Origin of the sequence: Streptococcus sp. 3874, assembly GCF_013276425.1 — a bacterium.
Taxonomy (GTDB): domain Bacteria; phylum Bacillota; class Bacilli; order Lactobacillales; family Streptococcaceae; genus Streptococcus; species Streptococcus pseudopneumoniae.
Map to the genome: position 1 here is coordinate 1 of NZ_VMLA01000152.1, position 3,308 is coordinate 3,308.

Here is a 3,308-nt window from a genome sequence, read left to right on the forward strand (position 1 = left end):
ACTAACTTAATGACATTGGGGATGAAAGTTCCTCTTTTCTTTTGCTTAAAATAAAAACGCTTCCTCTCAACTATTGCTCATAAAATCAGCCAATTTATGATAAAATGGAAATAGAAAGTTGAGATTATGAGTTATTTTAAAAAATATAAATTCGATAAATCCCAGTTCAAACTTGGTATGCGAACCTTTAAAACAGGTATTGCTGTTTTTCTAGTTCTCTTGATTTTTGGCTTTTTTGGTTGGAAAGGTCTTCAAATCGGTGCTTTGACAGCTGTTTTTAGCCTGAGGGAGAGTTTTGATAAGAGTGTTCATTTTGGGACTTCGCGTATTCTTGGAAATAGTATCGGTGGCCTTTATGCTTTGGTCTTCTTCCTAATAAATAGTTTTTTCCACGAAGCCTTTTGGGTAACCTTGGTTGTTGTTCCAATCTGTACCATGTTAACCATTATGACAAATGTAGCCATGAATAACAAAGCGGGGGTTATTGGTGGTGTAGCGGCTATGTTAATCATTACCCTATCGATTCCGAGCGGCGAAACAATTTTGTACGTGTTTGCGCGTGTATCAGAAACGTTTATGGGAGTTTTTGTCGCAATTCTAGTAAATTACGATATTGATCGTATTCGGCTCCTTTTAGAGAAAAAAGAAAAATAATGTTACATTTTATAACATTATCAATTGACGTTTGTCTTTTTTTAGACTATAATAGACAGAAAGAAGGAAATTGTAAATGAAGGAAAAAGAATTTCGCCGAAATATGGCTGTTTTTCCTATCGGCAGTGTTATGAAGTTGACCGATCTATCGGCGCGTCAGATTCGTTATTATGAAGATCAAGAGTTGATCAAACCTGATCGAAACGAAGGGAACCGTCGCATGTATTCCTTGAATGACATGGATCGTCTGCTTGAAATCAAAGATTATATCTCTGAAGGTTATAATATCGCTGCCATTAAGAAAAAATATGCTGAACGTGAAGCGAAATCCAAGAAAGCGGTGAGTCAGACTGAGGTGCGCCGTGCACTTCACAATGAACTCCTCCAACAGGGTCGCTTTGCTTCGGTGCAATCACCTTTTGGTCGCGGTTAAGCAACCGCAAGTAGTCATACATTAAGGAGAAAACTCATGCCAATCACAGCTGCAGATATTCGTCGTGAAGTCAAGGAAAAAAATGTTACCTTTATCCGTCTCATGTTCTCAGATATTTTGGGAACCATGAAAAACGTCGAAATTCCTGCTACAGATGAACAGTTAGATAAAGTCTTGTCAAACAAGGCTATGTTTGATGGATCTTCTATTGAAGGTTTTGTACGTATCAATGAGTCAGATATGTACTTGTACCCTGACTTGGATACATGGACAGTCTTCCCTTGGGGAGATGAAAATGGAAGTGTTGCAGGTTTGATCTGTGATGTCTATACAACAGAAGGTGAACCATTTGCGGGGGACCCTCGTGGCAATTTGAAACGTGCTCTTCGTCACATGGAAGAAGTTGGATTTAAATCCTTCAACCTTGGACCAGAGCCAGAATTTTTCCTATTTAAACTCGATGAAAATGGGGACCCAACACTTGAAGTGAATGACAAGGGTGGCTACTTTGATTTGGCGCCTACTGACCTTGCGGACAACACACGTCGTGAGATTGTGAATGTCTTGACCCAAATGGGATTTGAAGTAGAAGCCAGTCACCACGAGGTCGCGGTTGGACAGCATGAGATTGACTTTAAGTACGATGAAGTCCTCCGTGCTTGTGATAAGATTCAAATCTTTAAACTTGTTGTTAAAACCATTGCTCGCAAACATGGCCTTTACGCAACCTTTATGGCGAAGCCAAAATTTGGTATTGCTGGATCAGGTATGCACTGTAATATGTCCTTGTTTGATGCAGAAGGAAACAATGCCTTCTTTGATCCAAATGATCCAAAAGGAATGCAGTTGTCAGAAACGGCCTACCATTTCCTTGGCGGTTTGATTAAGCATGCCTACAACTATACTGCCATCATGAACCCAACAGTTAACTCATACAAACGTTTGGTTCCAGGTTATGAAGCGCCTGTTTACATTGCTTGGGCTGGTCGTAACCGTTCGCCACTTGTGCGCGTGCCTGCTTCACGTGGTATGGGAACTCGTCTTGAGTTGCGTTCAGTGGATCCAATGGCGAACCCTTACATCGCTATGGCTGTTCTTTTGGAGGTTGGTTTGCATGGTATTGAAAATAAAATCGAAGCACCAGCTCCTATTGAAGAAAATATTTACATCATGACAGCAGAAGAGCGTAAGGAAGCTGGTATTACAGACCTTCCATCAACTCTTCACAACGCTTTGAAAGCTTTGACAGAAGATGAGGTTGTCAGAGCGGCTCTTGGAGAACATATCTATACTAGTTTCCTTGAAGCCAAGCGAATCGAATGGGCAAGCTATGCAACCTTCGTTTCACAATGGGAAATTGATAATTATTTAGACCTTTACTAATGATAATATAGAAGAAAGATTACCTGAGGGTAAACAGTCACACAGCAGTCTAAGCTATCAAATACCTATAACCCTTAAAATAGCGATTTCGGTCGCTATTTATTTTTCGAAAAATCCTCTTGACTCTTTTGCGAATTAGATTTATCATCAGACGTGTAGAAGAAAATCAAGGAGTCACTATGGAAAAATTCAATTTCAAAAACAATATCGGGCAAGAAAACAAATTGCTTCAAATCGAAATCTACAAGTTTACTAACTTTTGCAAGCTTCAAAATTACACATCTGTAAATATTTTTTCGAAAGATATATTTGAAGCCATAGTAAATTGAGACTAGAATAGCACACTACATCTGCTAAAAATTTCTAGAAACTAATTTAACTTTCCTAATCGATTTGTTTACATCTTATTTCAATCTACTATATTATCTCAATAAATGATGATGGAGACTGTTTTGTTTGTGCTTGTCGATTTTTGAATCCTGATCGAGCGGAAGAATATTTCTACCGAGGTTGCCAAGGGGAAAATCCTGAAGATATTGAATTTTATGATGAACAATTACAGGCAGAAAAGGTGGAGGTTTTAAGTATTCGATTGGAAGTAAAAAATTGAATTATCTACAATCTCATCAACAATAAACCTATTTCAACCCCATTATCTATAGGCGTATTTTTACGCCTTTTTATATACTTGAAGCACATAAGAAACATTATGGGAAGTTTGCTGATGGAAGTACTCAAGAAATTGATGTTCCTTATGATATTCCTGATACTTGGGAGTGGGCGAGGTTTTCTACATTGGTTGAAATTGTCAGAGGTGGCTCTCCACGACCAATCAAAG

At 38.6% G+C, this 3,308-nt stretch carries 5 protein-coding genes and 1 pseudogene; 5 read left to right on the top strand and 1 reads right to left on the bottom strand.

Going from position 1 to position 3,308, the window contains the following annotated elements; all coding sequences use genetic code 11:
- The first annotated feature begins 126 nt into the window (after positions 1-126).
- The 3 genes from HT703_RS11230 (at position 127) to glnA (ending at position 2,470) form a co-directional block, all read left to right on the top strand.
- On the top strand, positions 127-654 hold the full coding sequence (locus HT703_RS11230; RefSeq protein ID WP_054393254.1) for an aromatic acid exporter family protein: 528 nt from the start codon (positions 127-129) through the stop codon (positions 652-654).
- Between the two features lie 76 nt (positions 655-730).
- A complete protein-coding gene (gene glnR, locus HT703_RS11235; RefSeq protein WP_000659547.1) occupies positions 731-1,087 on the top strand; it encodes a transcriptional repressor GlnR in 357 nt (118 codons plus the stop codon).
- A gap of 36 nt (positions 1,088-1,123) precedes the next feature.
- Positions 1,124-2,470, top strand: a complete 1,347-nt coding sequence (gene glnA / locus HT703_RS11240) for a type I glutamate--ammonia ligase (RefSeq protein WP_054393253.1) — start codon at positions 1,124-1,126, stop codon at positions 2,468-2,470.
- A 95-nt stretch (positions 2,471-2,565) separates the two neighbouring features.
- Here glnA and HT703_RS11245 read toward each other — a convergent pair whose 3' ends face one another.
- The gene (locus HT703_RS11245; protein WP_001808898.1) at positions 2,566-2,685 is read right to left on the bottom strand and encodes a hypothetical protein; all 120 of its coding nucleotides are present in this window, start codon (positions 2,683-2,685) and stop codon (positions 2,566-2,568) included.
- On the opposite strand from HT703_RS11245, the gene HT703_RS11915 reads away from it, so the two are divergent.
- A complete protein-coding gene (locus HT703_RS11915; protein ID WP_000410533.1) occupies positions 2,650-2,799 on the top strand; it encodes a hypothetical protein in 150 nt (49 codons plus the stop codon). The two genes, HT703_RS11245 and HT703_RS11915, sit on opposite strands and share 36 nt — an antisense overlap.
- A 373-nt stretch (positions 2,800-3,172) precedes the next feature.
- Positions 3,173-3,308 (top strand): annotated as a pseudogene (locus tag HT703_RS11260) (restriction endonuclease subunit S); the annotation flags it as partial.

What these genes read in the sequence shown, in the direction of transcription:
- HT703_RS11230 (WP_054393254.1), top strand. Translation starts at nt 127, where the DNA reads ATGAGTTATTTTAAAAAATATAAATTCGATAAATCCCAGTTCAAACTT.
- glnR (WP_000659547.1), top strand. Translation starts at nt 731, where the DNA reads ATGAAGGAAAAAGAATTTCGCCGAAATATGGCTGTTTTTCCTATCGGC.
- glnA (WP_054393253.1), top strand. Translation starts at nt 1,124, where the DNA reads ATGCCAATCACAGCTGCAGATATTCGTCGTGAAGTCAAGGAAAAAAAT.
- HT703_RS11915 (WP_000410533.1), top strand. Translation starts at nt 2,650, where the DNA reads ATGGAAAAATTCAATTTCAAAAACAATATCGGGCAAGAAAACAAATTG.